General features: G+C 64.7%; 26 protein-coding genes and 1 riboswitch. Of the genes, 14 read left to right on the forward strand and 12 right to left on the reverse strand.

Features of this window, described 5'->3' with window-relative positions:
* Nucleotides 1-35 precede the first annotated feature (35 nt).
* Nucleotides 36-1,427, reverse strand: coding sequence for an adenosylhomocysteinase (ahcY, locus tag OU800_RS02020; RefSeq protein ID WP_268180782.1), 1,392 nt, complete (start codon nt 1,425-1,427; stop codon nt 36-38).
* A 21-nt stretch (nt 1,428-1,448) separates the two neighbouring features.
* Nucleotides 1,449-1,540, reverse strand: a riboswitch (S-adenosyl-L-homocysteine riboswitch).
* 237 nt (nt 1,541-1,777) lie between these two features.
* On the opposite strand from ahcY, the gene OU800_RS02025 reads away from it, so the two are divergent.
* Nucleotides 1,778-3,106, forward strand: a complete 1,329-nt coding sequence (locus OU800_RS02025) for a tetratricopeptide repeat protein (protein ID WP_268180784.1) — start codon at nt 1,778-1,780, stop codon at nt 3,104-3,106.
* A gap of 47 nt (nt 3,107-3,153) precedes the next feature.
* On the opposite strand, the gene OU800_RS02030 is transcribed toward OU800_RS02025, so the two are convergent.
* Nucleotides 3,154-3,516: a cupin domain-containing protein gene (locus OU800_RS02030; protein WP_268180785.1), complete on the reverse strand. Its 363-nt coding sequence runs from the start codon at nt 3,514-3,516 to the stop codon at nt 3,154-3,156.
* Nucleotides 3,517-3,773: 257 nt separating this feature from the next.
* On the opposite strand from OU800_RS02030, the gene OU800_RS02035 reads away from it, so the two are divergent.
* Nucleotides 3,774-4,160 (forward strand): MAPEG family protein, encoded by a 387-nt coding sequence (locus OU800_RS02035; RefSeq protein ID WP_268180786.1) that lies wholly within the window; start codon nt 3,774-3,776, stop codon nt 4,158-4,160.
* A 138-nt stretch (nt 4,161-4,298) separates the two neighbouring features.
* Complete coding sequence (locus OU800_RS02040) at nt 4,299-4,748, forward strand: c-type cytochrome (protein ID WP_268180787.1); 450 nt, start codon at nt 4,299-4,301, stop codon at nt 4,746-4,748.
* Here OU800_RS02040 and OU800_RS02045 read toward each other — a convergent pair.
* Both OU800_RS02045 and ligB read right to left on the reverse strand, forming a co-directional pair.
* Nucleotides 4,742-5,161, reverse strand: coding sequence for a DUF1090 domain-containing protein (locus tag OU800_RS02045; protein WP_268180789.1), 420 nt, complete (start codon nt 5,159-5,161; stop codon nt 4,742-4,744). The two genes, OU800_RS02040 and OU800_RS02045, sit on opposite strands and share 7 nt — an antisense overlap.
* Nucleotides 5,162-5,180: 19 nt before the next feature.
* The gene (gene ligB, locus OU800_RS02050; protein WP_268180791.1) at nt 5,181-6,923 is read right to left on the reverse strand and encodes an NAD-dependent DNA ligase LigB; all 1,743 of its coding nucleotides are present in this window, start codon (nt 6,921-6,923) and stop codon (nt 5,181-5,183) included.
* 97 nt (nt 6,924-7,020) lie between these two features.
* Between ligB and OU800_RS02055 the strand changes: the two genes are divergently transcribed.
* Nucleotides 7,021-7,239 (forward strand): hypothetical protein, encoded by a 219-nt coding sequence (locus OU800_RS02055; RefSeq protein ID WP_268180793.1) that lies wholly within the window; start codon nt 7,021-7,023, stop codon nt 7,237-7,239.
* Nucleotides 7,240-7,487: 248 nt separating this feature from the next.
* Here OU800_RS02055 and metK read toward each other — a convergent pair whose 3' ends face one another.
* The 3 genes from metK to OU800_RS02070 all read right to left on the reverse strand — a co-directional run bounded on the left by metK (nt 7,488) and on the right by OU800_RS02070 (nt 10,638).
* Complete coding sequence (metK, locus tag OU800_RS02060; RefSeq protein ID WP_268180795.1) at nt 7,488-8,678, reverse strand: methionine adenosyltransferase; 1,191 nt, start codon at nt 8,676-8,678, stop codon at nt 7,488-7,490.
* On the reverse strand, nt 8,675-9,682 hold the full coding sequence (locus tag OU800_RS02065; RefSeq protein ID WP_268180797.1) for an ArsR/SmtB family transcription factor: 1,008 nt from the start codon (nt 9,680-9,682) through the stop codon (nt 8,675-8,677). Before OU800_RS02065 ends, metK begins: the two co-directional genes overlap by 4 nt.
* 74 nt (nt 9,683-9,756) lie before the next feature.
* Nucleotides 9,757-10,638 (reverse strand): LysR family transcriptional regulator, encoded by an 882-nt coding sequence (locus tag OU800_RS02070; protein WP_268180799.1) that lies wholly within the window; start codon nt 10,636-10,638, stop codon nt 9,757-9,759.
* Nucleotides 10,639-10,749: 111 nt separating this feature from the next.
* Between OU800_RS02070 and OU800_RS02075 the strand changes: the two genes are divergently transcribed.
* The 7 genes from OU800_RS02075 (at nt 10,750) to fba (ending at nt 18,173) form a co-directional block, all read left to right on the forward strand.
* On the forward strand, nt 10,750-11,904 hold the full coding sequence (locus tag OU800_RS02075; RefSeq protein WP_268180801.1) for a TDT family transporter: 1,155 nt from the start codon (nt 10,750-10,752) through the stop codon (nt 11,902-11,904).
* 110 nt (nt 11,905-12,014) lie between these two features.
* Nucleotides 12,015-14,015 (forward strand): transketolase, encoded by a 2,001-nt coding sequence (tkt, locus tag OU800_RS02080; protein ID WP_268180803.1) that lies wholly within the window; start codon nt 12,015-12,017, stop codon nt 14,013-14,015.
* 85 nt (nt 14,016-14,100) lie between these two features.
* The gene (epd, locus tag OU800_RS02085; RefSeq protein ID WP_268180805.1) at nt 14,101-15,147 is read left to right on the forward strand and encodes an erythrose-4-phosphate dehydrogenase; all 1,047 of its coding nucleotides are present in this window, start codon (nt 14,101-14,103) and stop codon (nt 15,145-15,147) included.
* An 11-nt stretch (nt 15,148-15,158) separates the two neighbouring features.
* Nucleotides 15,159-16,319, forward strand: coding sequence for a phosphoglycerate kinase (locus tag OU800_RS02090; protein WP_268180807.1), 1,161 nt, complete (start codon nt 15,159-15,161; stop codon nt 16,317-16,319).
* 99 nt (nt 16,320-16,418) lie between these two features.
* Nucleotides 16,419-16,604, forward strand: coding sequence for a hypothetical protein (locus OU800_RS02095; protein ID WP_268180809.1), 186 nt, complete (start codon nt 16,419-16,421; stop codon nt 16,602-16,604).
* A 25-nt stretch (nt 16,605-16,629) separates the two neighbouring features.
* Nucleotides 16,630-16,941, forward strand: a complete 312-nt coding sequence (locus OU800_RS02100) for an MliC family protein (protein WP_442964753.1) — start codon at nt 16,630-16,632, stop codon at nt 16,939-16,941.
* Between the two features lie 167 nt (nt 16,942-17,108).
* Nucleotides 17,109-18,173 carry a class II fructose-bisphosphate aldolase gene (gene fba / locus OU800_RS02105; protein ID WP_268180811.1) on the forward strand — a complete coding sequence of 355 codons (1,065 nt, stop codon included), beginning with the start codon at nt 17,109-17,111 and terminating at the stop codon, nt 18,171-18,173.
* An 86-nt stretch (nt 18,174-18,259) separates the two neighbouring features.
* Here fba and OU800_RS02110 read toward each other — a convergent pair whose 3' ends face one another.
* Nucleotides 18,260-18,943 carry a polysaccharide lyase family 7 protein gene (locus tag OU800_RS02110; RefSeq protein ID WP_268180813.1) on the reverse strand — a complete coding sequence of 228 codons (684 nt, stop codon included), beginning with the start codon at nt 18,941-18,943 and terminating at the stop codon, nt 18,260-18,262.
* Between the two features lie 358 nt (nt 18,944-19,301).
* Here OU800_RS02110 and OU800_RS02115 point away from each other — a divergent pair, with 358 nt between their 5' ends.
* Genes OU800_RS02115 through OU800_RS02125 form a run of 3 tightly spaced genes read left to right on the forward strand, consistent with a single transcriptional unit; the run spans nt 19,302 to nt 21,430 of the window.
* Entirely contained in the window at nt 19,302-19,778 is a 477-nt protein-coding gene (locus tag OU800_RS02115; RefSeq protein ID WP_268180814.1) for a hypothetical protein, read from the forward strand.
* 13 nt (nt 19,779-19,791) lie between these two features.
* Nucleotides 19,792-20,892: a PQQ-dependent sugar dehydrogenase gene (locus OU800_RS02120; protein WP_268180815.1), complete on the forward strand. Its 1,101-nt coding sequence runs from the start codon at nt 19,792-19,794 to the stop codon at nt 20,890-20,892.
* A 46-nt stretch (nt 20,893-20,938) separates the two neighbouring features.
* Nucleotides 20,939-21,430: a YgjP-like metallopeptidase domain-containing protein gene (locus OU800_RS02125; protein WP_268180817.1), complete on the forward strand. Its 492-nt coding sequence runs from the start codon at nt 20,939-20,941 to the stop codon at nt 21,428-21,430.
* Between the two features lie 76 nt (nt 21,431-21,506).
* Here OU800_RS02125 and OU800_RS02130 read toward each other — a convergent pair whose 3' ends face one another.
* The 4 genes from OU800_RS02130 to yccS all read right to left on the reverse strand — a co-directional run bounded on the left by OU800_RS02130 (nt 21,507) and on the right by yccS (nt 26,429).
* Nucleotides 21,507-21,740, reverse strand: coding sequence for a DUF2789 domain-containing protein (locus tag OU800_RS02130; protein ID WP_268180819.1), 234 nt, complete (start codon nt 21,738-21,740; stop codon nt 21,507-21,509).
* A 61-nt stretch (nt 21,741-21,801) separates the two neighbouring features.
* Entirely contained in the window at nt 21,802-22,284 is a 483-nt protein-coding gene (locus OU800_RS02135) for a GreA/GreB family elongation factor (protein ID WP_268180821.1), read from the reverse strand.
* 62 nt (nt 22,285-22,346) lie between these two features.
* On the reverse strand, nt 22,347-24,053 hold the full coding sequence (locus tag OU800_RS02140) for a diguanylate cyclase (protein ID WP_268180823.1): 1,707 nt from the start codon (nt 24,051-24,053) through the stop codon (nt 22,347-22,349).
* 198 nt (nt 24,054-24,251) lie between these two features.
* On the reverse strand, nt 24,252-26,429 hold the full coding sequence (gene yccS, locus OU800_RS02145) for a YccS family putative transporter (RefSeq protein ID WP_268180825.1): 2,178 nt from the start codon (nt 26,427-26,429) through the stop codon (nt 24,252-24,254).
* Between the last annotated feature and the right edge of the window lie 73 nt (nt 26,430-26,502).

A 26,502-nucleotide genomic window follows, 5' to 3' on the forward strand; every position in this document is an offset into this window, starting at 1 on the left:
TCTTGCAGCTTGCGGCTTGCGGCTTGTAGCTGCTGTTAGTAGCGGTAGGTGTCCGGCTTGAACGGGCCGTCGACGGTCACGCCGATGTAGTCGGCCTGCTGCTGGGTCAGACGGGTGATCACGCCACCGAAGCCCTTGACCATCTCCAGCGCCACTTCTTCGTCCAGCTTCTTCGGCAGCACTTCCACGGTCAGGCGCGCGGACTTCATTTCGGCCGGCAGGTTGGCGAACTTCTGCTCGAACAGGAAGATCTGCGCCAGCACCTGGTTGGCGAACGAGCCGTCCATGATGCGGCTCGGGTGACCAGTGGCGTTGCCCAGGTTCACCAGACGGCCTTCGGCCAGCAGGATCAGGTAGTCGTCGTTGGCCGGATCGAAGGTGCCAGCACCGGTGCGGTGGATCTTGTGCACCTGTGGCTTGACCTCTTCCCAGGCCCAGTTCTTGCGCATGAAGGCGGTGTCGATCTCGTTGTCGAAGTGACCGATGTTGCAGACCACGGCGCGCTTCTTCAGGGCCTTGAGCATGCCGGCGTCGCAGACGTTGGCGTTGCCGGTGGTGGTGACGATCAGGTCGATCTTGCCCAGCAGCGCCTTGTCGATGCAGGCGTCGGTGCCGTCGTTACGGCCGTCGATGTACGGCGAGACCAGCTCGTAGCCGTCCATGCAGGCCTGCATGGCGCAGATCGGATCGATCTCGGAAACCTTGACGATCATGCCTTCCTGACGCAGCGAGGCGGCCGAGCCCTTGCCCACGTCGCCGTAGCCGATGACCAGCGCCTGCTTGCCCGACAGCAGGTGGTCGGTGCCGCGCTTGATGGCGTCGTTGAGGCTGTGGCGGCAGCCGTACTTGTTGTCGTTCTTGCTCTTGGTTACGGCGTCGTTGACGTTGATCGCCGGGACTTTCAGGGTGCCGGCCTTGAGCATGTCGAGCAGGCGGTGCACGCCGGTGGTGGTTTCTTCGGTGATGCCGTGGATCTTGTCCAGCATCTGTGGGTATTTCTTGTGCAGGATCTCGGTCAGGTCACCGCCGTCGTCCAGCACCATGTTGGCGTCCCACGGCTGGCCGTCCTTGAGGATGGTCTGCTCGATGCACCACTCGTACTCCTCTTCGGTCTCGCCCTTCCAGGCGAACACCGGGATGCCGGCGGCGGCGATGGCGGCAGCGGCCTGATCCTGGGTGGAGAAAATGTTGCAGCTCGACCAGCGCACTTCCGCGCCCAGGGCGGTCAGCGTCTCGATCAGCACGCCGGTCTGGATGGTCATGTGGATGCAGCCGAGAATCTTGGCGCCCTTGAGCGGTTGGCTGGCGGCGTACTTGCGGCGCAGGCCCATCAGTGCCGGCATCTCGGATTCGGCGATGGTCAGTTCCTTGCGGCCCCAGTCGGCCAGGGAAATATCGGCGACCTTGTAGTCGTTGAAAGCGCTCATGAAAGCTCTCCATTCGTTGTCTGCGAATGGGCGCCGTTGATGCGTTTGGATAACGCCCCATCCGAGCCTGACAAGTCGGCGTCGACCGACTTGCTGCAGCGCCCCTCGGACGGGTGGCGGGAGCGACCGGGCAGTGCCGGTCGCGTGAAGCCTGTGGATTATAGCGAGCCGGGCGGCGCTGCCCAAGGTTTTCCGTCGTGGCTTCGAGGGTGGGGGTGTCACAGGGTTTTCCAATCACTGGCCCTATGTTTGCAAAGGTCGTGGTGCTAAAGCGTCAGGGCCGCTTGGCCTGAACGCCTGCCTTGGTGTGGTGGACGCGCCCGATGACCTTCAATAGGGGGGAAGCAAGCATGAAAGACCTGAGCAACCTGGATGTGACCGTGCATAGCCCAGAGGCTCTGGGCCAGTACAACGAGGCGGTGACCGTGCTCTGCCGCTTCGCTGACCCCACTGCCCATGTCGAGCGCATGCTGGCCATCGAGCCGACCTTCGCCATGGGGCAGGTGTTCAACGCCCACCTTGCCCTGTGGAGCACCGATCGTGCCGACCTGCAGCCTGCCTGTGACAGCCTGGCGCAGGCTCAGGGTGTCGACGGCGGTAAGCTGAATCGCCGCGAGCGCATGCATCTGGCGGCATTGCAGGCTTGGGTGGGCGGCGACCTGCACAAAGCGTCGCAGCTATTCGATGCCCTGCTGATCGAGTACCCCACCGATCTGCTGGCGCTGCTCAGTGGTCACCAGATCGATTTCTTCGTCGGCGATGCCCTCAATCTACGTGATCGCGTCTCCCGGGTGCTGGGTGCGTGGGACACGCAGCACCCCTGCTACGGCTATCTGCTGGGCATGCTCGCGTTCGGCCAGGAGGAGGCCGGTCACTATGAGCTGGCCGAACACACGGCGCGGCAAGCCGTGGCGCGCAACCCTGGAGACATCTGGGGTATTCATGCGCTGGCTCATGCGCTGGAAATGCAGAACAAGTTCGCCGAGGGCCTGCACTTCATGCGCGAGCACGAGGCGACCTGGGCCGTTGATAACGGCATGGTTTCCCACAATGCCGTGCATCTGGATCTGTTCCTGCTCGAGGCGAACGACCTGGCCGGCGCCCTGGACGCCTACGACCGTTACATCAACTTCCCGGGTGTCGCCCCCTTGCCGATGGTGCTGCTGGATGGCTCATCGGTACTCTGGCGTGTATATCTCGAGGGGCATGATGTGAGTGCACGGGCACAGTGCCTGGCCGAGAGCTGGAGCCCCAAGATCGATCAGTGTTTCTATGCCTTCAACGATGCACATGCCGTTATCGCCTACTGTGCCAGTGGGCAACTGGATATAGCCGCAAGGTTGGTAGTGACGCTACGTGACTATCTGCGCGAAGGAGATGCGTCGACCTCCAACCATTTCATGACGCGAGAGGTGGGATTGCCGGTCTGCGAGGCCATTCTGGCATTCGCGCGTGCTGACTACGCGACCAGCATCGACCGTCTGATGGGCATCAAGAACAAGACCCACTTGTTCGGCGGCAGCTTGATTCAGCGCGATGTGTTCTCTCGCACCTTGCTGGAGGCGGCGATTCGGTCCAGGCATAAACCGCTCGCCAGTGCCTTGATCAGTGAGCGCCTGTCGCACAAGCCCAGAAGTCCTTACAACCAGCTCAAGGCGGAACAGGTTCGGGCACTCTAGTGCCTGGGCGAATTGCGGCACAGGCACTATCCGCTCACCTAGGCGTTTCAGTCAACGGCCAGGTAATGCTTGGTGAAGCTATCGCTCACCACCTCCCAGAGGGTGTTGGTGCCGCTGGCGACGAAGAAGGCGTCGCCGGCCTTGTAGTGGGCGGTTTCGCCGGTGGCCTCGTTGGTGATCTTCACTTCGCCGAGGGTCACCACGGCTTGCTCATGGAAGGTATAGGGCAGGCGGAAGCGGCTGCGGCGCACGCCGAAGTAGCCGGCGCTGACCGATTCGTCCTCGGTGGCGAAGGTGGTGAGAGCGTACATGGCGTTATCGCCGTCGATCATCTCGACACCGATGTCTTCGAGCGTGCCGCTCAGTTCCAGTTCGTCCAGGGTGATGCCTTGCTTGATGCTTTGCAGCATGTGGGTTCTCACTCGTCGAAGGGTTGAGGTCTTTGCCCACGCTAGCAGGCCCGAGCGTTCGAGCCATGCGCATCTGCGACATCGGCAGCCAGGGAAGCGCCTCGACGCATGGATACGATGATCGTGGTGATCGAGCGCAGCGCCTGATCGCCCTGATCATTGGCTGCAATGCCTTGTCCGCTCCTCGTTGTAGCCATGGACGTGATGGGGGCGAGAGGCCAAGCTGAGCCTTCCCTATCCTGCTGCGGAGCTGCCTCATGACCCTCGCCTACTGGTGCGTACTGATCGCCATTGTCCTGCCCTATCTGGGAACCGCCAGCGCCAAGTTCCTCGGCCCTGGCTACGGGCCGCGCGCCAATCAGGATCCGCGCGCCTTTCTCGGTAGCCTGCAAGGCTGGCGCAAGCGGGCCGACAATGCCCAGCAAAACGGCTTCGAGGTCACGCCTGCCTTCGCTGCTGCAGTGATCATCGCCCACCTGGCCGGTGGTGCCGCGCAAGGGCTGCTCGATCAGTTGGCCGTTGCCTTCATCGTCAGCCGTGTGCTGTATCTGCTCTGCTACCTGGCCGGCTGGGGTGTGCTGCGCTCGCTGGTCTGGTTTGCCGGCATGGGCGTGATCGTCGCGCTGTTCGTGGTCTCGGCCTGATTGCCCAGCGACTGCCAGCCCTGGCTGAATCCAGGCTGACAGCGGAAGGATCTGCACGCTTCTGCGACATTTGCGGGCTTGGCCTGGTTTCGGCAAGTGGCGATACTGGCGCCCCCATGTCGCCAGGAAGTCGTGTCGATGACGCTGAAGAAACTGTTGCTGCTCGCCTGTGCTTGCCTGATGTTGGCGGCCTGCGGGGGCGTCGACCCTGATTCGCCGCTGGGCAAGCGCCAGGCCTTGTTCAAGCAGATGCTCAAGGTCAGCGAGAACCTGGGTGGCATGTTGCGTGGGCGCATTCCCTACGACGAAGCGGCTTTCATCTCCGGTGCGGCAAAGCTGGACAAGCTGTCGCACGAGCCCTGGCAGCACTTCCCCCAGGTGCGTGACGACGAGCGCAGCAAGGCCACCGATGAGGTGTGGCAACGCCAGGCGCGTTTCCAGGAAATGGCCCGCGATCTCGAGGCGGCTACCGCTGCGCTGGTGCAGGCCACTACTTCCACGCCACTGCGGCGCTCGACGCTGGAGCCGGCCATGCAAGGCGTCGAGGATAGCTGCGAAGCCTGCCACAAGGCCTTTCGCGCCTACTGATCGGCCTCTGCCTCTGCCTCTGCCTCTGCCTCCGCTTCGGCCTGGGCCTGCTGCAGTTCGGCACGTGCTTCGGCCAGCTCGGCCTGACGCTGGGCGATCTTCTTCTGGTCGCCCTCGCCCAGGGCCTCACGTAATGCCTGCTCGTGTTCCTGTACGGCCTGGCGGGCTTCTTCCACGCTGGCCAGGCGCTGGCGATGCAGGGAGACGTCGTCGCAATAGGCATCGACATTACCCAGCGCCCGGCGCAGCCCGTCCAGGGCCTGTTCATCGCCGCGCTGCTCGGCAGCGGCGAGTTTGTCCTGCAGGACTTGGCGCTTGCTGGCGCAGTCGAACTCGGCCTGGGCGGTGAATACGGGGGTGGCGTTCAGCCCGGCGGTGAGCAGCAGGCCGAACACTGTGGCTTGACGGATCATGGTAGTTCCTCGTGAGTGCCTATTGGGAGGTGACCCCTGGCACTGCCTGAGGTTCGGCCGAAGCGGCGACTCCGGATCCAGATTCGATCCTTGGGTGCGCTTGGAAAGCGGCCACTCCGGCACGCTGCAGTTGCGCCCCCAGGCGCTGCACTTCCGGGTGGGCGAAGAACGCCTGCAACTGATCCGCACGCTTGAGTCCCGCGCCCGGTTGGCGCCGCCAGTCGTCCCGGCTGCGAGCCAGCAGGCTGGGCCAGTCGGCGTGAGGGTCACTGTCGAAGCCCGGAGGTGCGCCGAGGGCGCTCAACCATTGCCACAGGGTTTTGTCCTTGGCCTGCTGGAAGGTCGCCTGTAGCTGCGCGGCGCGTCTTGGGCCGATGCCGGGCAGCGCCTGGAGCTGGCTGGCATCGAATTCCAACCAGTCCAGCAGGCCATGCAGCGGCAGGCTGCTCCAGGTGCCGGGGCCGACGCCGCTCATGTCCAGACCGTGCTTGCCGCTCAGCCAGGCCAGGCGCGCCAGAAACTGCTGCTGGCACTGCGCGCTGCTGCGCCAGCAACTGAGCGCGTGATAGGACTCGGCGCGCGGTACCTGCACGTCGGCACGCTGCTGGCTGCGCCAGATCACCTCCTCGAGCTGAGGAATGGTCAGCCCGGAGAGGCGGATGGCCACCTGGTCGCCGGGGCGGATGTCCAGGTCTTGCCAGCGCTGCAGCGAGCCGACGGCAACGCGGCGGACGCGCCGATCATCGAGCTGCACCGGCTGCAGTTCCAGCACCGGGCTGATGCGCCCGCTGCGCCCGATGTTGAATTGCACCTTCTGCACCACGGCCAGGGCCTGGCTGACCGGGTATTTCCAGGCCACCGCCCAGTGCGGCGGTGCAGCCTGCCAGCGCTGACCGCTTGGCCGCTGGCCCTGGCGCAGCACCACGCCATCGCTGGCGAAGGGCAGGGCGCTGCGATACCAGTGCTGGCGCCAGCGCCTGGCCTGTGCCAGGTCGGCGAGTGGCTGGGTGTAGCGACTGCTGTCGGCAAAGCCCAGACGCTGCAGGCCGGCCAGGCGCTGTGGCATGTCTGGCGGGCCATCCGGCCAGTCCCAGACGAACAGGCCGACCTGGGCGGCCTCATCAGGGGTGATGCTTTGCCGTGCCATCAGGCCGGCGACCTTGCCACGTGCCCCCGCGCTGCCGTCACGTGCCTGTTGGTGGCCGTCCAGGCGCCAGTACAGCTCACCCTGCAAGGTGGCATCCAGCGCTTGTGGTAGATCTTCAGGAATGGCGGGTAACTGCCGAGCACGGGCCGTCCAGTCCTGCCCGCTGTGTCCGTTGCCACGGCTGATGGCCTGCTGCAGACGTCCTTGCAGGTAGACCAGGGTGACGGCGACGCCGTCGACCTTGGGCTGGATCCACAGGTCGTCGCGACCGACTATCCATTGGCCGATGGCGGCTTCGTCGAGCTTGCGCAGGCCGGTCTGGGCAAAGGGATGGGCCAGCTCGGTAACGGCGCCGGTCAGGGCGCTGGCGGGATCCTGCTGAGGGGTGCCAAAGCAGCTCTGCCAGTCGCTCAGGCGAGCAAGCGCCTGGTCGTACAGCTCATCGGCCACCGGGCTGTGGCCGTGATTGTGGTAGGCGTCGTCCCAGGTGGCGATCTGGGTTTGCAGCGTGGCCAGCTCGTTGGCGGCCCTGGCTTCAGGCCAGTCGGGGCAGGGGGAATTGGCGTGGCACCAGAGAGGAGCGGCCAGGATGAAGAGTGCGAGCGGATTGCGCATGGTTCCTCCGTGAACCTTGGGGAGCTTTTTGGCTAGTCAGCGGGCTGCTATTGTCTCGCGTCATTTTTACTCTTTTACTCTAGCCAAGGAGCGGTAAATGGTCATCGTCGGATTCTTCATCGCCTTGGGAGCCTGGGTCTGGTCGGTGGCGCGTGGCATCCAAGTGTCCTTGATCTGCGTCGTGCTCAACTTCATGTTCCCGCCTGTCTCGCAGGGTATCTTCGCTCTGTATGAGCCGCCCATGCGTGCTCCGTTGCTGTTCATGGCGATTGGGTTGGGGATGATGTACCTCGGCGGCGGCCTCAAGATTTCCTGAGGCTCTGTGCGAAGTGCCTGCGCCCGGCGATGCTTCGTTAAAAACGGGCTGGAGCGCCAGCCCGGTCAAATGCTCATTTACAGCTCGTAAACTCGAATGCGAGCCCAGTCTGTTCCTCACCCGTTTTTGCGGGGCCGCCATCGGTATCGCCTGACCTTCGCTCGACGACTTTTCGTACAGAGCCTGAGGCGTATAAGCGCAAAAGCCCCGCACAGCTCGCGCTGGCGGGGCTTTTTTGCGGGCGGCGGTTACAGGCCGGCGGCTGCGCGCAGGGCTTCGACCTTATCGGTCTTCTCCCAGGTGAAGGTGGTGAAGCTGTCGTCGCCGACGGTCTTCTGTACCGGGTTGCGGCCGAAGTGGCCATAGGCGGCGGTGTCGCGGTACATCGGGTGGAGCAGGTCGAGCATCTTGGTGATGGCGTAGGGGCGCAGGTCGAACACCTCGCGTACCAGCTTGATGATCTTGTCTTCGGCGATCTTGTGGGTGCCAAAGGTGTTGATCGAGATGGAGGTGGGCTGGGCCACGCCGATGGCGTAGGACACCTGGATCTCGCAGCGCTCGGCCAGGCCGGCGGCAACGATGTTCTTGGCCACGTAGCGGCCGGCATAGGCGGCGCTGCGGTCGACCTTGGACGGATCCTTGCCGGAGAAGGCACCGCCGCCGTGACGGGCCATGCCGCCGTAGCTGTCGACGATGATCTTGCGCCCGGTCAGGCCGCAGTCGCCTACCGGGCCGCCGATGACGAAGTTGCCGGTCGGGTTGATGTGGAACTGGGTGTCCTTGTGCAGCAGCTCGGCCGGCAGGCTGTGCTTGATGATCAGCTCCATCACGGCTTCACGCAGGTCTTTCAGCGACACGTCCGGGTTGTGCTGGGTGGACAGCACCACGGCGTCGATGCCGGCGACCTTGCCATTCTCGTAGCGGCAGGTGACCTGGGATTTGGCATCCGGGCGCAGCCAGGGCAGCAGGCCGGACTTGCGCGCCTCGGCCTGGCGCTCGACCAGGGCGTGGGAGAAGCGGATCGGCGCCGGCATCAGCACGTCGGTTTCGTTGCTGGCGTAGCCGAACATCAGGCCCTGGTCGCCGGCGCCCTGGTCTTCCGGCTTGGAGCGGTCGACGCCCTGGGCGATGTCCACCGATTGCTTGCCGATGATGTTGATGACGCCGCAGGTGGCGCCGTCGAAGCCGACATCGCTGCTGGTGTAGCCGATGTCGTTGATCACGTCACGGACGATCTGCTCCAGGTCGACCCAGGCGCTGGTGGTCACTTCCCCGGCGACGATGGCCACACCGGTCTTGACCAGGGTTTCCACGGCCACGCGGGCGTGCTTGTCCTGGGTGATGATGGCGTCGAGCACCGCATCGGAAATCTGGTCGGCGATCTTGTCCGGATGCCCTTCGGACACGGACTCGGAGGTGAACAGGGAGTATTCGCTCATGGGTGGGTTCCTTGTGTGCCGTAACGTGGAGCGCTTCGCTCGCCAGGCTGGGCGAAGTGCCGTAACTGAATCTGAAAACCGTTCTTCAGACCGATATAGAGGCTTTCCCCGGGGATCAGCCCGGCGGCGCTGGCCCAGCGCGACAGGTCGTCCTGCTCGAAGCCTAGCCAAAGATCGCCGCAGGCTTCGCGCGCCCAGCTCTGGTCGTGGCTGCACAGCTCGCTGATCAACAGGCTGCCGCCGGGTTCGACGTGCCGCGCCAGTTGCCGGAAGGCTTCGGCCGGGGTGGCGAAATGGTGCAGCACCATGTTCAGCACCACGCAGTCGGCGCGGCTCGGCTGCGCCTCGTCGAGGGCATCGGCCAGGCGCAGTTCGACGTTGCTCAGGCCTTCGGCCTGGCAGCGCTGGCGCGCCAGCTCAAGCATCGCCTCGCTGTTGTCCAGCGCGGTGACGCGGGCAAAGCGCCGGGCCAGCTCGGGCAGGAAGGCGCCATCGCCGGGACCGATTTCCAGGGCGCTGGCCGAGGCCGGCAGGTGCAGGGCGTCGAGCAGGGTGAGCAGGCTGTCGCGGTACTGCGGCAAGCCGGCGATCAGATCCTGCTGGGCCTGGAAGTTGTCTGCGATGCGGGCGAAGAAGTCGCGGCTGACCGCTGCGCGATGACGATGTACGGCAGCGATGCGCGCCTGCAGGGCATCGGCCAGCGGCAGGCCGTCGATCTCTTCCAGCAGTGCAACGTGCAGCGCACCTACAGGCAGCGCGCGGCGATAGAAGATGGCATTGCCTTCACGGCGGGTGGCCACCAGGCCGGCCTGGGCCAGTACCTTGAGGTGATGGCTCATGCCTGACTGGCCCATGGCGAAGATCTGCGCCAGCTCCAGCACGCCGAACGAATCGTTGCTCAGCACGCGCAGCACATTCAGGCGCAGCGGATCGCCGCCGGCCTTGCACAGGGCGGCGAGCGTGTCGCAGGGGTCGAATGCCAACTCGGGTGCGCGTAAGGTCATGGAGGCGCAGTCTAGTCGGTCATTTTTCATACAGCAAGGCCAATATCAAAAAGTTTTGATATTGGCCTTGCTGGCTAGTCGAGCGCCTCGCTCAACGCCAGGAAGGCTGCGGGGGCGGGGCTGAGGCTGGCACCCTGGCGCCACAGCACGTGCAGCTCGCGCTCGATCTGTAGATCCTGCACTGGCAGGTGATGCAGCTCGCCACTGGCCAGTTCGCGCTCCACCACCCGCTGTGACAGCCAGGCGATGCCCTGGCCGTCGGCGAGCAGGCGCTTGAGCGTCTCGGTGCTGCCGATGGCCATGCCGGCGCAAGGTTCCAGGCCGTGGTCGCGGTAGGCCTGTTCGATGCTGTTGCGCGCCCCGGAGCCGGGTTCGCGCATATACAGCGGGTAGGCCTGCAACTGCGCGGCGTCGAGCCGGTCGAGGCAGGCCAGCGGGTGACTCGGGGCGACCACCGGCAGCAGGGCATCGCGGGCCAGCAGGCGATGGGCGTAGGCCTCCTGGGCGAAGGGGCCTTCGACGAAGCCGAGGCTGATGCGGCCCTCGTCCAGTTGCCGGGTCACCACGTCGGTGTTGCTCACCTCCAGGCTGATGAAGATGTGCGGATGCTCGCGGCGAAAGCGGCTGATCAAGGGCGGTAGCAGGTAGGCGCCCAGGGTGGCGCTGGCGCCCATGTGCAATTCCCCTTGTTCCACCTGGGCGAAGTCGCGCAGGTCGCGCTCGGCGGCGCTTTCCAGGGTGAAGATGCGTTGTGCGTAGTCCAGCAGGCGCAGGCCACCTTCGGTCAGTTGTACGCCGCGCGGCAGGCGGTCGAACAGGCGCAGGTCGAGGCTGGCTTCGAGGTCGCGAATCTCCCGCGTCACCGCTGGCTGGCTGATGTGCAGGCGCTCGGCGCCAGCGCTGATGCTGCCGGCCTCGGCCACGGCGAGAAAGACCTTGAGGTGATGAAGGTTCATGCTGCTCTTGTATAAATGAAAGGCATGCTTTGGATGCTGAATATGTATTTTAAATATGGCAAGGCGCTTCTTAACCTGTGCGCGTCATCCATGCCACGGGATCACCCGACCATGCCGCGCCCTTTCAGCCGTTTGCCAGAGCCATTGGCCTTCATTCGCCACTTCACGCCCAACTGGTTCGCCGCGACCATGGGCACGGGTGTGCTGGCGCTGGTCATCGCTCACTTGCCCTGGCAGTTACCGGGGCTGTTCTTGCTGGCCGAGGGCTTGTGGTTGTTCGGTGTGTTGCAGTTCGCCCTGTTCAGCTTGCTGTTCGTGATGCGCCTGGTGCTGTTCCGCGACACCCTGTGGCCCATGCTGCTGCATCCGGTGCAGTCGATGTTCCTGGGCGCCATTCCCATGGGGCTGGCGGTGTTGGTCAAGGGGCTGCTGCTGTTTGGTGTGCCGCGCTGGGGCGAGGGTGTCTACGCGCTGGCCCATCTGCTGTGGTGGCTGGATGCGGCGCTGGCGCTGCTCGGCGCATTGCTGGTGCCCTATCTGATGTTCACCCGACAGGATCATGCGCTGGAAAAACTCACTGCCGTCTGGCTGCTACCCATAGTCGCTCCGGAGGTGGCGGCCAGCACGGCCGGTGCCCTGGCGCCCCATCTGCCCGTCGAGGCCGCGCGGCAGTTGCTGGTCGCCGGCTTCGTGCTCTGGGGGCTGTCGCTGTCGCTGGTGTTTCCCCTGATCACCCTGGTGCTGCTGCGCCTGGCCCTGCACAAACTGCCGGATACCGATTTCGCCGCCACTAGCTGGCTGCCGTTGGGGCCTGTGGCCACGGGCTGCCTGGGCCTGCTGAGCCTAGGGCAGGCAGCGCCTGCTGCCTTCGCCGGCACCGCCTTGGCTGGCGCCGCCGAACTGGCTCAGAATTTCGGCCTGGTCGGTGGCCTGGCGCTATGGGGCGCCGGGCTGTGGTGGTTGGTGATCGCCATTCTGTTCACCCGCCACTACATTCGCGACAACATGCCGTTCAACCTGGGCTGGTGGGGCTTCATCTTCCCTCTGGGTGTGTTCACCCTGGCCACCTTCGAGCTGCAGCACCTGACCGGGCTGGCCATGTTCGGGCTGATCGGCCTGGTACTGGCGGTACAGCTTGCGGCGGTCTGGTCGCTGGTGTTCAGCCGCACCCTGGCCGGGGTCTGGCACGGTGAGCTGTTCCGGGCGCCTTGTCTGGGCAATCCGGCAAGCCCGGCGGTGAGCGTATTGAGCGAGCAAGCCGGTTGATTCGCCTTCTGCGACTATCTGTCATTGCTCCAGGGGGGCCGGCTGGGCGAAAATGACCGCCTTTTTCGCCCCCATCATTCGTGAAGCAGCCCCCGTAGGAGATTTCAGCGATGCCCAGCCGTCGTGAGCGAGCCAATGCCATTCGTGCCCTCAGCATGGATGCCGTGCAGAAAGCCAACAGCGGCCACCCCGGTGCCCCCATGGGCATGGCGGACATCGCCGAGGTGCTGTGGCGCGACTACCTCAAGCACAATCCGAGCAATCCGAGCTTCGCCGACCGTGACCGCTTCGTGCTGTCCAACGGTCATGGCTCGATGCTGATCTATTCGCTGCTGCACCTGACCGGCTACGACCTGTCCATCGACGACCTGAAGAACTTCCGTCAACTGCACAGCAAGACGCCGGGCCATCCGGAATACGGCTACACCCCGGGCGTGGAGACCACCACCGGCCCGCTCGGCCAGGGCATCGCCAACGCCGTCGGCTTCGCCATCGCCGAAAAGGTGCTGGGCGCGCAGTTCAACCGCGAAGGCCACGACATCGTCGACCATCACACCTACGTGTTCCTCGGCGACGGCTGCATGATGGAAGGCATCAGCCATGAGGTCTGCTCCCTGGCCGGCACCCTGGGCCTGGGCAAGCTGATCGCCTTCTACGACGACAACGGCATCTCCATCGACGGCGAGGTCGAGGGCTGGTTCACCGACGACACCCCGCAGCGCTTCGAGGCTTATGGCTGGCAGGTGATCCGCAATGTCGACGGGCACGACGCCGAAGAGATCAAGATCGCCATCGAGACCGCGCGCAAGACCCTGGATCAGCCCACCCTGATCTGCTGCAAGACCACAATCGGCTTCGGTTCGCCGAACAAGCAGGGCAAGGAAGAGTGCCACGGCGCGCCGCTGGGCAATGACGAGATCGCCCTGACCCGCGCCGCGCTGGGCTGGAACCATGGCCCGTTCGAGATTCCCGCCGAGATCTACGCCGAGTGGGACGCCAAGGCTGCCGGCGCTGCCGCCGAAGCCGCCTGGAACGACAAGTTTGCCGTTTACGCCGCCGCCTTCCCCGAGCTGGCTGCCGAGTTCAAACGCCGCATCGCCGGCGAGCTGCCGGCCGACTTCGCCGAGAAGGCCGCCGCCTACGTGCGTGAAGTGGCCGAGAAGGGCGAGACCATCGCCAGCCGCAAGGCCAGCCAGAACACCCTCAACGCATTTGGCCCGCTGCTGCCGGAATTCCTCGGCGGTTCGGCGGATCTCGCCGGCTCCAACCTGACCCTGTGGAAGGGTTGCAAGGGCGTTTCGGAAGCGGACGCTGCCGGTAACTACCTGTTCTACGGTGTGCGCGAGTTCGGCATGAGCGCCATCATGAACGGTATCGCCCTGCACGGCGGCTTCGTGCCTTACGGCGCCACCTTCCTGATCTTCATGGAATACGCGCGCAACGCCGTGCGCATGTCCGCGCTGATGAAGAAGCGCGTGCTCTACGTGTTCACCCACGACTCCATTGGCCTCGGCGAGGATGGCCCGACCCACCAGCCGATCGAGCAACTGGCCAGCCTGCGTGGCACGCCGAACCTCGACACCTGGCGTCCCTGCGACGCCGTGGAATCGGCCGTGGCCTGGAAGCATGCCATCGAGCGTGCAGATGGCCCCAGCGCCCTGGTGTTTAGCCGCCAGAACCTGCCGCACCAGAGCCGCGACGCCCAGCAACTGGCGGATGTGGCCCGTGGCGGCTACGTGCTCAAGGACAGCGCCGGCGAGCCGGAACTGATCCTGATTGCCACCGGCTCGGAAGTCGGCCTGGCCATGCAGGCAGCGGCCAAGCTGGAAGAGAAGGGGCGCAAGGTGCGCGTGGTGTCCATGCCGTCCACCAGCGTGTTCGACCAGCAGGACGCCGCCTACAAGCAGGCCGTGTTGCCGCTGGAAGTGGGGGCGCGCATCGCCATCGAAGCCTCGCACGCCGACTACTGGTACAAGTACGTCGGTCTGGAAGGGCGCATCATCGGCATGACCTCCTTCGGCGAGTCGGCGCCGGCTGCCGCGCTGTTCGAGGAGTTCGGCTTCACCGTCGACAACGTCGTTGCCACTGCCGAAGACCTGCTGGAGGACTGACGCCAGCCACGAGCTGCAAGCCGCAAGCAGGGATGTGCTCTGCCTGCGGCTGTTACTTGCAGCTTGAAGCTTGCGGCTTGCCGCTATGCCACGACGCCCCTATCGCGTTGCCCTCAACGGCTACGGCCGCATCGGTCGGTGCGTGCTGCGTGCCTTGCACGAGCGTGGCGCCGGGGCACGCCTGGAAATCGTTGCGCTGAACGATCTGGCCGACCAGGCCAGTCTCGAATACCTGACCCGCTTCGACTCCACCCACGGGCGCTTTCCCGGCGAGGTGAAGGTCGATGGCGACTGCCTGCACATCAACGGCGATTGCGTGAAGGTGTTGCGTCAGAGCGAGCCGGAAGCCATCGACTGGGCAGCGCTGAATATCGACCTGCTGCTGGAATGCTCCGGGCAGTACACCACGCGCGCCGAGGCCGAGCGTTTCATCGCCGCCGGTGCGCCGCGCGTATTGCTGTCGCAGCCGATGGCCAGCGAGGCGGATATCGACGCCACCATCGTCTACGGCGTCAACCAGAATTGCCTGACGGGCAGCGAGCGCCTGGTGTCGAATGCTTCCTGCACCACCAACTGCGGCGTGCCGCTGTTGAAACTTCTCGATGAGGTGGTGGGTCTGGAGTACGTCTCCATTACCACCATCCACTCGGCGATGAACGACCAACCGGTGATCGATGCCTACCACCACGAAGACCTGCGTCGCACGCGCTCGGCCTTCCAGTCGGTGATTCCGGTGTCCACCGGCCTGGCGCGCGGTATCGAGCGCCTGCTGCCGGAGCTGGCCGGGCGCATCCAGGCCAAGGCCATCCGCGTGCCGACGGTGAACGTCTCGTGTCTGGACATCACTCTGCAGACCGCCCGTGACACCAGTGCCGCCGAGATCAATCAGGTGCTGCGCCAGGCGGCGCAAAGCGGGCCGCTCAAGGGCCTGCTGGCTTACACTGAGCTGCCGCACGCCAGTTGCGATTTCAACCACGACCCGCATTCGGCCATCGTCGACGGCAGCCAGACCCGCGTGTCCGGCCCGCGTCTGGTCAACCTGTTGGCCTGGTTCGACAACGAGTGGGGCTTCGCCAACCGCATGCTCGATGTCGCTGAACATTTCTTACACAAAGCCAATCCAGCCCCTTGAAGGACTGAACTATGACCGTTCTGAAGATGACCGATCTCGACCTCGCCGGTAAGCGTGTGCTGATCCGCGAAGACCTCAACGTTCCGGTGAAGGACGGTGTGGTCAAGAGCGACGCGCGCATCCTCGCATCCTTGCCGACCATCAAGCTGGCGCTGGAAAAAGGCGCTGCGGTGCTGGTCTGCTCGCACCTGGGGCGCCCGGAAGAGGGCGTCTACAGCGAGGAAGACAGCCTGGCGCCGGTGGCGGCCTACCTGAGCAAGGCCCTCGGCCGCGACGTGCCGCTGGTCAAGGACTACCTTGGCGGTGTCGAGGTCAAGGCCGGCGAGCTGGTGTTGCTGGAGAACGTGCGCTTCAACAAGGGCGAGAAGAAGAACACTGACGAGCTGGCTCAGCAGTACGCCGCGCTGTGCGATGTGTTCGTCATGGACGCCTTCGGCACCGCCCACCGCGCCCAGGGCTCGACCCATGGCGTGGCCAAGTTCGCCAAGGTGGCCTGCGCCGGCCCGCTGCTGGCCGCCGAGCTGGATGCCCTGGGCAAGGCCCTGGACAAGCCGGCTCGCCCGATGTTGGCCATCGTCGCCGGTTCCAAGGTGTCCACCAAGCTGGACGTGCTCAACTCCCTGGCCGATATCTGCGACTCGCTGATCGTCGGCGGCGGCATCGCCAACACCTTCCTCGCCGCAGCCGGCCTGCCGGTGGGCAAGTCGCTGTACGAGGCCGACCTGGTCGACACCGCCAAGGCCATCGCCGCCAAGGTCAGCGTGCCGCTGCCGGTGGACGTGGTGGTGGCCAAGGCCTTCGCCGAGGACGCCGAAGCCACCGTCAAGGCAGTCAAGGACGTGGCCGAGGACGACATGATCCTCGACATCGGGCCGCAGACCGCCAAGCAGTTCGCCGAGATGCTCAAGGCTTCGCAGACCATCCTGTGGAACGGCCCGGTCGGCGTGTTCGAGTTCGACCAGTTCGGCAACGGCACCCAGGCCCTGGCCCAGGCCATCGCCGAAAGCCCGGCGTTCTCCATTGCCGGCGGTGGTGACACCCTGGCGGCCATCGACAAGTACGGCGTGGCCGAGCAGATCTCCTACATTTCCACGGGCGGTGGTGCCTTCCTCGAGTTCGTCGAAGGCAAGGTGCTGCCGGCGGTCGAGGTGCTGGAGCAGCGCGCCAAGTGACTAGTGAGGCGAAGGGCGCAGGTCTTTCGCCTCGTGCATAAAACCCTGGCGTGATCGAGTGGTCTGTTGAAACTGAACCCCCGAACAAGGAGTCATGTCATGGGCAAGCTAGCAGCGTTGGGATGCATCACCCTGGTACTGGCCGGTTGTGCCGGTGGCGCACGGGAGTCGGCCTGCGAGGTATTCAGCCCCGCGCAGATCGAAACCCCGGCCACGCAGAACGACCAGCAGATCGAACAGAACAGCGGCCAGCCGACGGGTGAGCCCGCAGAGCAGCGTTGCTGACAAGGAGTACTGAATGATTGCAAGACTGACGGCGCTGACCGCCATGACGCTGCTGCTGGGGGCGTGCAGCCAGCAGCAGACGGCGCCTGAGCAGTGGACCCGCTGGGTCTGCGACAGCCAGGCCGAGGTGTTCTGGCGCCTGGCTGACAGCGAGGGCGAGCAGGTCGATGTGCGCCTGGGTGGCGACGACGTCGTGCACCGCCTGAAGCTGGAGCCGGCTGCTTCCGGTGCGCTGTACAGTGACGGCAATCTGTCCTTCCACACCAAGGGTGACGAAGGGCTGGTGTACTGGACGGCCACTGACGACCTGATCGGCCGGGGCTGCAAGGCACAATAGAGTAGCTACCAGCTCCAAGCCTCAAGCTGCAAGAAAAGCGTGGGGTGCTGCTCGCGCTTCTACTTGTCGTTTGCAGCTTGTAGCTTGCGGCTGTTTTCCAGGCTTGAACCGAGCCTGCCCCTGCGGCAGGCTTGCATATCAAACAACCCATATCGGGAGCTTCAAAGATGGCACTTATCAGCATGCGCCAGATGCTCGACCACGCCGCTGAGTTCGGCTACGGCGTGCCGGCCTTCAACGTCAACAACCTCGAGCAGATGCGCGCGATCATGGAAGCCGCCGACAAGACCGATTCGCCGGTCATCGTCCAGGCTTCCGCCGGTGCCCGTAAGTACGCTGGCGCACCCTTCCTGCGCCACCTGATCCTTGCCGCGATCGAAGAATTCCCGCATATCCCGGTGTGCATGCACCAGGATCACGGTACCAGCCCGGACGTGTGCCAGCGCTCCATCCAACTGGGTTTTTCCTCGGTGATGATGGATGGCTCGCTGAAGGAAGACGGCAAGACTCCAGCCGATTACGACTACAACGTGCGCGTCACCCAGCAGACCGTGGCCTTCGCCCATGCCTGCGGCGTGTCCGTGGAAGGTGAGCTGGGTTGCCTGGGTAGCCTGGAAACCGGTATGGCCGGTGAAGAAGACGGCGTCGGCGCCGAAGGCGTGCTGGATCACAGCCAACTGCTGACCGACCCGGAAGAAGCCGCAGCCTTCGTCAAGGCCACCCAGGTCGACGCCCTGGCCATCGCCATCGGCACCAGCCATGGCGCCTACAAGTTCACCAAGCCGCCGACCGGCGACGTGCTCTCCATCGAGCGTATCAAGGAAATCCACAAGCGCATCCCCAACACCCACCTGGTGATGCACGGCTCCAGCTCGGTGCCGCAGGACTGGCTGGCGATCATCAACGAGTACGGTGGTGACATCAAGGAAACCTACGGCGTGCCGGTCGAAGAGATCGTCGAAGGCATCAAGCACGGCGTGCGCAAGGTCAACATCGACACCGACCTGCGTCTGGCCTCCACTGGCGCCATCCGTCGTTTCATGGCGCAGAACCCGGCCGAGTTCGACCCGCGCAAGTACTTCGCCAAAACCATCGAAGCCATGCGCGACATCTGCATCGCCCGCTACGAGGCCTTCGGCACCGCCGGCAATGCCTCGAAGATCAAGCCGATCTCCCTGGAAGGCATGTTCAAGCGTTACGCCAGCGGCGAACTGACCGCCAAGGTCAACTGATCGACTGCGGGCAGACGCCCGCCGCGTCCGCCCGAAAGCCGCGACTGCGCAAGCGTCGCGGCTTTTTCATGCCTGCCGTTTGCTCCTCAAGGTGCGCTGCTGACCAGCGCGCGATGCTCGATGCTTAGCTGATCGAAGCGCGCGGCCCCTGCTTCGGTCTCGTAGCCGGTGTTGTCCTGGGTGTAGACGCCGGCCTTGAAGTACAGCGGCTTGGCGGCCCAGGAGGTGTCCAGGTGGGTGCTCCAGCTCTTGTTGTTGAGCTGGATCGCCAGGGTGCCATCAGGCTTGAGGTTGATCGCATAGCTGAACGCCTGATTGAGCAGGATGCCACTGGCCACGGTCACCGTCTGGATTTCGGCGTCCGGCGTCATGCGCACCTTGGCGACGATATTGCCGGTAGCCGTCTTGGTCTTGTACTGGTACTCCAGCTTGAGCAGCGGCATCGAGCTCTTGTAGGCATGGATCTGGCCAATGACGATCTTGCCGGTGGACGGCACCTGGCTGACGCTCAGCGCGGCGCGCAGGAAGTGATCGGCGCCGGGGTAGGTCCAGTTGCGCAGGTTGCCGTCGGGGTAAGTCTCACGCAGCTCGCTGCGCGGGTACTTGGCGCTCTCGGTGGTGGTGCCGTTGACCGGTGACCAGAAGAAGATGGCGCCATCCTTGGATTGGAAATAGTGATCCTGATAACCACCGGCCAGTATGCGGGTCTCGATGGTGGTGGCGGGTACGCCGACTGGAATGCTGAGATTCCACATGGCGAGTTCGATCATACTCAAAGCTCCTGAAAGAGGAAACTTCAGTCGGGGGGCACATCTCGTCCAGGAGTCAGTAACGGCTTACTTGGCGTTCCAGCGGGTGACACGCGAGCTAGAAGGTGGCAGGGCTGCCTGTCACGAGCGCTGGCTGCGCTCGTGGCGCGCTTTATAACGGCAATTCTGGCCAATGCGTGAGCACCGTTCGTCGTTTTATTGGCGTCAATAAAAAGTCTCTTCTGAAGTGGAGAATCATCCTTATCTGGCCGTGCGTGAAGCGGCAACGAACCCTAGGTAAAACCCTGTAAAACACCCAGGCCGTGGCGAACGGCGGCCTACGCCATAATCCGGGCATTACCGCTCGGAACTGCCTTTCATGCACAGCCTGCCGCGCCTGCTGTCCGCCTTCGTCCTTGCCGTGTTGCTGGCTAGCAGCTTCGCCTCGATCTTTCAGACGCAAAGCAACCTCGCTGCCCTGCAGGCGCTGGGCGCACCGGTTCCGTTCGGTGTGCGCTTGGGTACCACCGGCCTGGATCTGCTCGGTTTTGCCCCCACCTTCGCACTGCTGGCCAGTGCCGGCTTCGTCATCGCCCTGCCGCTGGCGCTCTGGCTGGCGCGGCACTTGCGCCATCTGCGCTGGGTCATCTTTCTGGTGGCAGGCGCCAGTGCGATCTGGCTGGCGCTGGCCCTGGCCAATGCCCTGGCGCCGATGCCGACGTTGATCGCCGCCGACCGTGAACCCCTGGGCACTCTGGGGCTGATGGCCTGCGGCAGTGCCGGCGCGCTGCTCTTCGGTCAGCTCGCACGGCGCGCGCGCTACAGAACGCAGCCAACCCATTCCGATTCGCCGTGACAAGGTCGCTGCCATGTTGAAACCCTTTCTCGCCGCACTGGGCGCTGCACTCGTGCTCAGCCTTTCGGTGCAAGCCGAGGATTACCGTATCGAGACCCTTACCGAGGGGCTGGAGTACCCCTGGTCGCTGGCCTTCCTGCCGGATGGGCGCATGCTGGTCACCGAGCGGGTCGGGCGTCTACGCCTGATCGAGGCGGATGGTCGCCTGGCGCAGGACCCCATCGCCGGGCTGCCGGAGGCCTTCTTCGCGGCCCAGGCGGGGCTGATGGAGGTGGCGCTGGATCCGGACTATGCGGACAATCGCTGGCTGTACCTGAGTTACGCCCATGGTGATAGCGAGGCCAACAACACTCGGCTGGTTCGTGCGCGTCTGGTCGGCGACGAGCTGCAGGATCTCGAGGTACTGTTCACCGCGCAGCCGCTCAAGGCTGGCGCTGCTCACTATGGCGGGCGCATCGCCTTTCTCGCCGACAAGACTCTGGTGCTGACCCTGGGCGATGGCTTCGACTGGCGTGAGCAAGCGCAGAACCCGGGCAATCATCTGGGCAAGATCGTGCGCCTGAACCGCGACGGTAGCGTGCCGCCGGACAATCCGTTGCTGGCCCAGCGAGGCGCGGCAGCGGAGATCTACAGCCTCGGCCACCGCAACGTGCAGGGCATCGTCTTCGATGCCAAGAGCGGGCGGCTGTACAGCCATGAGCATGGCCCGCGCGGCGGCGACGAATTGAACCTGATCCAGGCCGGGCAGAATTATGGCTGGCCGCTGGCGACCTTCGGTGTCGACTACACCGGCGCGCGGGTCAGCCCCTATACCGAACTGCCGGGCCTGAGCGCGCCCTTGCTGCACTGGACGCCCTCGGTCGCACCGGCGAGCCTGACCCTTTACCACGGTGCGCTGTTCCCCGCCTGGCAGGGTGACCTGTTCGCCGCCACCCTGGCCGAACGCAGCGTGCGGCGTATCCGCGTACAGGACAACATGCTGGCCGGTGAGGAAATCCTCTTCGAGGAGTTGGGTGAGCGTATCCGCGATGTGCGCAGCGGGCCGGATGGCGCCCTCTACCTGCTTACCGACAATGCCGAGGGGCGGCTGCTACGGGTCGTACCGGCCGACTGAGGCGCGTTACACTGCAGGCTCGTTCCTTCAGCATGGATCCGTTTCGTTGAAATACCTTCAGGGCTACCCTGTGGCCATCCAGCAGCAGGTGCGCCAGTTGATCGCCGACGACCTTCTGGACGACTACCTGGCGCAGCGCTATCCGGGCCGTCACGAGGTGCAGAGCGACAAGGCGCTGTATGCCTACGTGATGGCACTCAAGCAGGAGCACTTGAAGAACGCGCCGGCCATCGACAAAGTGCTCTACGACAACCGCCTCGATCTCACCCATCGTGCCCTCGGGTTGCATACGGCGATTTCGCGGGTGCAGGGCGGCAAGCTCAAGGCGAAGAAGGAGATTCGCGTTGCCTCGCTGTTTCGTGATGCAGCGCCGGCCTTCCTGCAGATGATCGTGGTGCACGAGCTGGCTCACCTGAAGGAGGCCGAGCACAACAAGGCCTTCTACAAGCTCTGCGAGCACATGCTGCCGGGTTATGTGCAGATCGAGTTCGACCTGCGCATGTACCTGACCTGGCGCGAGATGACGGGCTCGGCCTGATAGCGTGCAAGAGCAAGGGCACGACGCGATCCGTAGGGTGCGCTATGCGCACCACGGACAGGCGCACCCTGCATGCTCAGCCGTGCAAGCGCAGGTTGAGCTGGTCGACCACCGGCGCCCAGTCGGCGTCTTCGAGAATTTCCTCGCGCAGTAGCGCGGCCTGGGCCGGCGTCCAGAACGGCGCCTCCGACAGCTTGCAGGCGTCTGGCAGCGGCGAATGGGTGCTGATGAAAGCATTGATGCTGGCGGCATCGTCAGGCAGGCCGAGCTGCTTGAACAGCGCAGGCAGGCTGTGGACGGGCTTTTCCATGGTAGTTTCTCCAAACGTAACGCTTATCCCTAAGTACCAACCCCGGTTCAGATAGTTCCGCTCAATCGACCGTCAATATCTCGAAGGCCTGCAGCCGCTGGCCCATCGACAGGGTAATTTCATCGCCAGGGTGTTTGCCGAGCAGCAGGCGCCCCAGCGGTGTGGCATTGCTCAGTACCTGAATGCTCTGCCCGGCGTGCTGCAGTTTCATGCTGGCGCCCTGCGGGCCGAGAAACAGCCACTGCTCGTGGCCGTCTTCGCTGGCCAGCAGAATCAATGCGCCCAGTTCGATGCCATGGGCGTCGTCGAACGGTCGTGGCCTTAGCTGGCGCCAGGTGATCAGGGTCTGGCGCAGTTCTTCGACGCGGCGCGCCTGGCCGCTGGCCAGGTAGGCGGCTTCCAGGCCGAGGGTGTCGTACTTGTTCTCGGCGACGTTCTCTTCGTGGGTTGCCGTTTCATGGGCGCTGAGCGCCGCCTGATGGGCCTGATCGAGGTCGGCTTGCAGGTGCTGCAAGACCTGCTGCAGGAGCTGGTGCTTGTCCATGGTCGGTGTCGCGAGCGGGAAAGCCGCGTTTATCCCAGGCCGGCGTGCCGCTGTCCAGCCCGTCAGGCCTGTTCCTGGCACAGGCGCACGCGATTGCGGCCCTCGGCCTTGGCCTGGTACATCGCCTTGTCGGCGCGGCGGATCAGGCGGGTGGCGTCGTCCGCACCATAGCTCAGGGCGATGCCGATGCTGGCACCGACGCGTACCGTGCGGCCTTCGATATGCATGGGCGTGTCCAGCCCTTCCAGCAAGCGCTTGGCCAGATCCTGTGCGTCTTCGGCCGACAGCACGCGTTCGCAGACGGCGACGAACTCATCGCCACCCAGGCGCGCCGGCAGATCCACCTCGCGCAGGTAGTGGCGCAGGCGTCGGGCGACCTCGGCCAGCACCAGATCGCCGAAGGCATGGCCGTGCTGGTCGTTGATGGGCTTGAAGCCATCGAGATCGATCAGCATGACTGCCAGCAACTCATGGCCGCGCAGGCTGCGTTGCAGGGCCTGATCGAGATGCTGCTGCAGGGCGTTGCGGTTGGCCAGGCCGGTCAACGGATCCAGCAGGGCCAGTTCGCTGAGGCGTCGGTTGGCATTCTCCAGCGCCTGGGTGCGCTCGTAAACGCGCTTTTCCAGGCTGCGCTCGTTCATCTGCAGGGAGGCTTCGCGTTGCCGTTTGAGCTCGATGAAGCGTGCCGCCAGGGCGAACGACAGCAGGATCATCTCCAGTGCGGAGCCGATCTGCATGGCATACAGGGTGAAGAAGTTCGAGGGCAGCAGGGCGAAGTTGCGCAGTGCCAGAGTCACTGCGCCGCCGAGCAGCATCAGCCAGGCCAGGGCGAACAGGCGTGCCCCTGGCACGCGGTAGCCGATGCAGACGAAGCTGGTGAGCAAGAGGGTCAGGGTCACGCTCAGGCCAGTCAGGGACATGGTCTGCAGGGCGCGTTGCACGGGCAGCAGCAGGGTGGCCAGGCAGGCCAGGGCGGTGGCTGCGCAGAGGATCTGCAGCACGCGGTCCCAGCGCGGCAGCCATTTGCGCGTATCCAGAAAGCTGCGAGCGAACACCGCTGCCAGCAGCGCCGCCAGGGTCAGGCTGAAGGGCAGCATGCGGTTGGTCCAGGGCGCGGCGTGCGGCCACAGGTATTGTGCGCCGAAGCCGTTGAGCGAAAGCACGGCTAGGGCGAAGACGGCCATGAACAGCACGTAGTTGAGGAAAGGCCGCTCGTGCAGGGCGAGAAACAGCAGCAGGTTGTACAGGGCCAGGGCAATCAGTACGCCGCAGTAGATGGCGTGCACCAGATAGCCGTTCTGGCTGTGCTGCTCGAAGTCGTGTTCCGACATCAGCCCACCACTGAGTGTCATGCTGCCGCGGGTGTCGACGCGCAGGTAGAGGGTGCGCTGCTCGCCCGGTTGCAGGGTGATCTCGAACACCGGGTAGCGATGGCCGATGGCGCGCTCGGGATAGGGCACGGTATCCCCGCTGCGCGCGTGCCGTACACCGTCAGTGCCGACATCGTAGAGGCGCACTTCGTCCAGCGAGGCGTAGTTCAGCTCCAGGCGCCAGTGGCGTATTTCATGGGCACTGGATTGCAACTCGAGGCGCAGCCAGATCACCCCAGGTACGTAGCCAAAGCCGAGATCATGACGCTCGCTGGCTGGGCGGAAGGGGGCAGTGGCGGCCTGTACGTCGGCCAGGCTGAGGTTGGCCTGTGGGTCGGCGAGGTAATAGGCGACCGCTTGCAGGTCGATGGGCGGGGTGTCATCGCCGAGGCGGGTCATGGCATGGGCGTCAGGCAGCAGCAGGCACAGAACCAGTAACGACCATAGCAGTGTCGGATATGCCGGAGGGCGGGCTGCAGACATCGGGATAAGGCCGAATCATTGACGTGCTCCGCATACTGGCAGAAAGCTGCCTTGTGTCGCTAGCGTGCAGCGAAAAAACGCTATGTGCCGGCTAAATGGCGCCAAGATTCGGCTTCAGCGCCGATTGCGTTCTTTCTGCAGATGGTTGCCTAGGGTGCGAAGTGGCCCTAGCTGGCGGCTGATCAGGGCCAGTTGCGTCTGCACCAGACGCTGGCGCTCGTCGGCGTCTTCCGGAATCTGCTCCAGTTCCTCGGCCAGGTGCTCTTCGCTGTCGCTATGGATGGCCAATGGTCGCTGGTCGCGCAGGCACGCAGCGATCTCGTCGAGGCTGCAGGCGATGCGTTCGGCGTGTTCCAGCAGGCGGGCCTGTTCGGTCTCGGGCAGGCGTTCGCCACGGTGCGCACCCAGTGCCGAGAGGTAGCTGAGCAGGGTGTGTGACAGTACCAGGAAGCGGAAGCCCAGGTCGGCGTCCTTACGAAAGTGCCCGGGCTCCATCAGCATATTGCCAAGGGTGGTGGACAGCGCGGCATCTGCATTGTGCGCATTACGCCGGGCCAGGCGGTAGCCGAGATCGTCGCGCTTGCCCTGAGCGTACTGGGTCATGATCTGGCGCAGGTAGGCGCTGTTGCAGCTCAGGGTGCCGGCGAGCATGCGCCCCAGGCGCCGGCCCTGCCAGTCCGGCAGGATCAGGAATACCGCCAGGCCGGCGATCAGACCGCCGAGCAGGGTATCGACCAGGCGTGGGATGAACAGGCTGTAGCCATTGCCGACCTGGTTGAAGCAGAACAGCACCAGCAGGGTGATGGCGGCGGTGGCCAGGGTATAGCGGGTGGCGCGGGTGGTGAAGAAGACCACCCCGGCGACCACCGCGAACAGTGCCTGCACGCGCGGATCGGGGAACAGGTCGAACAGCGCCCAGCCCAGGCCCAGGCCCAGCAGGGTACCGGCGATACGTTGCACCAGCTTGAGGCGGGTGGCGCCGTAGTTGGGCTGGCAGACGAACAGCGTGGTCAGCAGGATCCAGTAACCCTGCGCCGGGTGGATCAGATGCAGCAGGCCGTAGCCGGCGGCCAGGGCGATGGACAGGCGCAGGGCGTGGCGAAACAGCAGCGAGGTCGGGGTGAGCTGCTGGCCGATGCGCTCGACCACTTCGCGCAGCGAATGCGGCTCGCGGTCGAGCAGCGTATTGTCCTGCTCCTCGGCCAGGGCGTCGGGATTGCTGGCGTTGCTCAGCAACTGATCGAGCCTGGCCAGGTTGCCGGCCAGGGCGCCGAGCGAGCGCAGCAGGCTGCGCCAGGCCGGGTTGCTCTGCAGGTGCAGGTGATCGAGCGAGGCGTGCAGATCCTCCAGCGCCTGACTGCACAGCTCGCGGTACTCGAACGGCTGGCGCAGCTCGATGGCGCCGGCCAGGCGCTCGCAGGCCTCGCCATGCAGGCGCAGCAGGCGTTGGCAGCGAAACAGCACGTCACTGTGGAAGAAGGCTTCGGCCAGCTCGTTGTAGGGGTAGTGCGAGGAACTGGCGCGCTCGTGAATGTCCTGAGCGAGGAAGTACAGTTTGAGGTAGCGATTGACCTTCGGCCCGGGGCGGGCATTGCCGACCCGGTGCAAAATGATCTCCTTGGTCGCATTGAGCGCCGACACCACCCGGCCGTTCTGTTGCGCCAGGGCCAGGCGCCGGGGCTCCACGTCGAGCTGGCGCAGGGGCTCGAACAGCGCGGCCTTGAGCTTGAGATAGCGGCCCAGTTCGCGAAACAGGCGGGCCAGCGCCAGTTGCACCGGCTGGTGGGTGAACAGACCGTGCCAGATCACCGACAGCAGCCCGTACCAGGCCGCGCCGGCCACCAGCAGCAAGGGCTCCAGCCACAGGCCGGCGACGCCGCCGCGCTGTTCGACGCCGATCATGCTGTACACGGCGAGGATCAGCGTGCCCGAGCCAAGGGTGGCGAAGCGTTCGCCCAGGGCGCCGAGCATGACCAGGGCGAAGGTGGACAGCGCCAGGGCGATGACGAACAGCCAGGGATAGGGAAAGAGGAACTCCACCGCATAAGCCGCCGCACTGAAGCACAGCAGGGTCACCAGCACGGTGCCCAGGCGGCCTTGCCAGCTATCGTCGGTCTCGGTCAGGGCGCAGGCGATCACCCCGAGAAACAAGGGGATCAGGTCGTGGGTCCAGCCCTGCCACCAGCACAGCGCGAGGGCGCCGGCCAGGGCGATGAACACCCGCAGGCCACTGCTGAACTTGTCCAGTGCCCAGAGGCGACGAAGGGATTGGCGAAGGCTGGGGCGGGGCATACGAGGCCTTGTTTGAAACGATGCGAGCAGACTACCCGAGTCGGGCGCCTCTAAGAACTACCTGCGTAGTCAT

The sequence above is a fragment of the Pseudomonas sp. GOM7 genome (genome assembly GCF_026723825.1).
In the GTDB taxonomy this organism is placed as follows: domain Bacteria; phylum Pseudomonadota; class Gammaproteobacteria; order Pseudomonadales; family Pseudomonadaceae; genus Aquipseudomonas.